The organism is Metabacillus niabensis (assembly GCF_902829255.1).
Classification (GTDB): domain Bacteria; phylum Bacillota; class Bacilli; order Bacillales; family Bacillaceae; genus Metabacillus; species Metabacillus niabensis.
In genome coordinates this window covers 1-3,664 of the sequence record NZ_CADEPK010000316.1, presented here as the reverse complement: position 1 = coordinate 3,664, position 3,664 = coordinate 1, and the positions used below count along the sequence as shown (strand labels likewise).

5 protein-coding genes are annotated in these 3,664 nt (G+C 31.8%); all 5 read left to right on the top strand.

Annotated features, from left to right (window positions below; translation table 11 throughout):
• The first annotated feature begins 43 nt into the window (after window positions 1-43).
• The 5 genes from HU235_RS18255 (at window position 44) to HU235_RS25665 (ending at window position 3,589) form a co-directional block, all read left to right on the top strand.
• Complete coding sequence (locus tag HU235_RS18255) at window positions 44-421, top strand: GntR family transcriptional regulator (RefSeq protein WP_095300683.1); 378 nt, start codon at window positions 44-46, stop codon at window positions 419-421.
• Entirely contained in the window at window positions 421-1,302 is an 882-nt protein-coding gene (locus tag HU235_RS18250) for an ABC transporter ATP-binding protein (RefSeq protein ID WP_095300684.1), read from the top strand. Before HU235_RS18255 ends, HU235_RS18250 begins: the two co-directional genes overlap by 1 nt.
• Complete coding sequence (locus HU235_RS18245) at window positions 1,283-1,888, top strand: ABC-2 transporter permease (protein ID WP_095300685.1); 606 nt, start codon at window positions 1,283-1,285, stop codon at window positions 1,886-1,888. Before HU235_RS18250 ends, HU235_RS18245 begins: the two co-directional genes overlap by 20 nt.
• A gap of 272 nt (window positions 1,889-2,160) precedes the next feature.
• Window positions 2,161-2,700, top strand: a complete 540-nt coding sequence (locus tag HU235_RS18240) for an AAA family ATPase (protein ID WP_174881134.1) — start codon at window positions 2,161-2,163, stop codon at window positions 2,698-2,700.
• A 226-nt stretch (window positions 2,701-2,926) separates the two neighbouring features.
• Window positions 2,927-3,589 carry a hypothetical protein gene (locus HU235_RS25665; protein ID WP_095300687.1) on the top strand — a complete coding sequence of 221 codons (663 nt, stop codon included), beginning with the start codon at window positions 2,927-2,929 and terminating at the stop codon, window positions 3,587-3,589.
• The last annotated feature ends 75 nt before the right edge of the window (window positions 3,590-3,664 follow it).

Below are 3,664 nucleotides of genomic sequence, written 5' to 3'. Positions count from 1 at the left end.
GTATATAAAGTATATATACAATATTTAAAAACGAGGTATTTGCATGCAAATTATTATTTCTAATAATTCAAAAGAACCTATTTATGAGCAAATTTATGCCCAAATAAAAAAGCATATTTTGACCAATGAACTGAAACCTGGGGAGTCTTTACCTTCAATGCGCCAGTTAGCTAAAGATTTAGATATAAGTGTCATAACAACAAAACGTGCATATGAGGAGCTCGAAAAAAATGGATTCATCTACTCGGTAGTTGGGAAAGGCTCGTTCGTGTCTGAACAAAATAATGAAATGATTCGGGAGCGAAAAATGAAAGTAATCGAAGAACAATTAATGGCTGCTATCCAAAACAGTAAAGAAATCGGAATCGATTTACCAGAATTAAGTGAACTGCTTACGATTTTATATAAGGAGGAATCGTGATGGAAAATGTAATTGAACTACAACATGTAAATAAGGCTTTTAGTGGATTTCAACTGAAGGACTTCTCTCTCTCGGTTAAAAAAGGCTTTGTTACTGGGTTTATTGGTGGAAATGGGGTTGGGAAATCGACAACGATCAAAATGATCATGAATTTGCTAAAGCCTGATAGTGGGACAATTTCAATTTTTGGTTTGGATTACAAAAAGCACGAAAAAGAGATTAAGGAACGAATCGGTTTTGTGTTTGATGACAATATTTTTTATGAAAATCTTACCTTGCAAGAAATGAAGCGATTGATCAAGCCTGCCTATAAAAACTGGGATGATGCATTATTTCATCAATATGTTGAAATGTTTGAGCTGCCTTTAAAGAAAAGCATAAAAACATTTTCAAAAGGGATGATGATGAAGGCTTCTTTAACAATGGCCTTATCACACCATGCAGAGCTCATTATCATGGATGAACCAACATCTGGATTAGATCCAATATTTCGTCGAGAGCTATTAGAGCTGCTTCATAATCTAATGCAAAATGGTGAGAAAACAATCTTCTTTTCAACACATATTACGACAGATTTAGATCGAATCGCAGATTATATAACATTCATTCATAATGGACAGCATATTTTCACAAAAGAGTACTATAAAATTGAAGAAGAGTATGCGATTGTGAAAGGCGAAACAAATTTATTGGATCGCGATACAGAACGGGAATTTATCGCAATTCGTAAATCAAATCATGGTTTTGAAGCTTTAACAACGAATAAGCAGCGTGCAGAAGCTATTTTTGGCAAGTCAGTCATTATAGAGAAACCGACTCTTGAGGATATTATGTTTTATACAAAGAAAGGAAATGAAAAATATGCTAAATCTTATTCGTAAAGATATCGTATTGCAGAAAAAAATATTACTGATACTCTTACCCATTCTATTTATCTATTTATTTTCTGGTTCATCTACGGTCTTAATAGGTGTGTTATTTAGTATTGTCATCAATATGACAGCATTTGCTACTGATGAAAAGTCCTCTATCAACGTTTTATTGAATGCTTTACCGTATACACGAAAAGAAATTGTCAGTTCAAAATATATTGGTGCATTTGTTTTTACCTTTATGGTGCTTTTGACAATTTTTATAGCAAATTGGGTGATTAACGGAGAAATAATCGAATGGGAACAATTGTTGTTCATTATTTGCATTGTTTCACTGTTTATTTCAATTGCCTTTCCATTTTCTTATTTCTTTAAAAGTCAGTATTTATTAATTGCTTGGGTTATTTCGTTTGTCATTTATATGATTGTCAGTAATTTTATATTTGATTTAAATACTTTTTTACAGGATATCATTCAAACATTCTTATCCTTTACGACCACCCAGCTATATTTATTAATGATTGTTTTCGTCGTTGTTTTGTATATTTTATCATGGATGCTCTCAATCCGTATTTATAGTAAAAAAGTATTTTAGCATTGAACAAGCCCCATTATTGTTAATAGTGCAGCGAACAACTTGTTTTCTTAAAGAAAAATCTGTGATCGGACATATTAACTTTAGACTAAAAATGTCAGGGGTAAAAGGGTTTTCTAAATAAATAGAGACTGTCTCAAATTCAGCGGGTTTCCTCCCATTTGAGATGGTCTTATTTTTGTTGAAGGGTTTGTTTGATTAGAGCAGGATTGTTATTTAGATATTTAGAATACTATTTATTATTCGATCTACTGTAGAGAGGAATAGATGATATGGAACGTGCTGAAGTATGCAAGGTTTATATTGTGTCAGGTCCATCTGGTGTTGGGAAATCTACGACTTCAAAACAACTAGTAAAAAGTTTATATCGGAGTGCTTATATTTCTGGAGATTCCATCAGTCATATGCATGTTAATGGGAGAAAAAAACCTTGGGAAAGTAAGGAAGAACTCTCTTTAATTTGGGGGAATATTTTAAGCTTGACGAAAAATTTTATTTCATTTGGGAATGATGTTGTCATTGATTATGTAACCTTCCCACAAGAAGCAAAATGGCTTAGGGAAAAGCTTAAAGACTTAAATGTAGAGGTTAGTTATGTCGTTTTATGGACAGATAATGAAACTTTAATGAACAGAGATAATATGAGAAAACTAGAGAATAGGATGGGTGAACGTTGTCTAGTATTAGTCCATGAGTTTATAGAGTCAGGATTAGATAAAAAACATCTTCTTGATACAAGTAAAAACACTATAGACGATATTCCTAATGTGATAAATGAAATAAGAGATAATGAAAAATATATAATAAGATAATGCGGTTATTCATAAAGAGTAGTCGCTTTTTTACTAGGGGTGAACCAAATAGGTAGAGCAGCTAGATTGATTTAGATGAAGAATAAGACCTTCGGGATTACTTTAAACTGTGTAGCTAATTAGACATATCCAATTAAGGTGAAACCAAATATTTTGCAAAACGTATTCTATTCATAACTATGTGTAGTGCACTCTACTTTTTAAAAAAATATGATGGGAGTAAACGATGTCAGAAATATGGATTGAAGAAAAAGAACAAACAGAAGAATTTTTTGATGAGGTTGGTTACTATATAACGTTAAATGGTGAAATCGCATCTGCATATTTTATTAGTGAAGGTTCTGAAGGTGATTATGTTGAACAAAATAAAACATTTTTACGAGATTTTTTAATCGCACAGGATAAGTATCCTTTGTATCTTACCTTCATTACATATGATGATAATGTGAACGAATGTATCACTTTATTTAATGATAATAAAATTAAATACACGTTAAAATATCTTGAGGAAAAAAGAACCTATTATACCATTCTAAAAAAACATTCCTATCAGCCACCATGTTTTACTGTAAAGATTACCGATTCAAATCAATTAATGTTTGTTATAGAAGAGACCTTTTGGCTTCCAACACAAAATGAGTTTTATGCAATTTCTTACACTGATAATTTGGTTTTCCAATTAAGAAATGTTACGGAATGGGGAAGGAAAAAGGAAAGATCAATTCCAGTTTTTAATATCGAAGCAGATACGACCTTTATTACAATTTGTCACGATGGTGCTGGGATTTATTTATTTTCTAATGAGGAGAAATATTCTACTACTGATCGTTTATGTTCTCATTTACCTGAAGGAACTGTCATTACTCAAATAAATGATACATTGCTATAGGGGAATGTAATTTAGGTTTAACAGCATGCGTTTCAGTAAGAAGGGGGATAGACGTGAGTAGGATAAGGGATATTC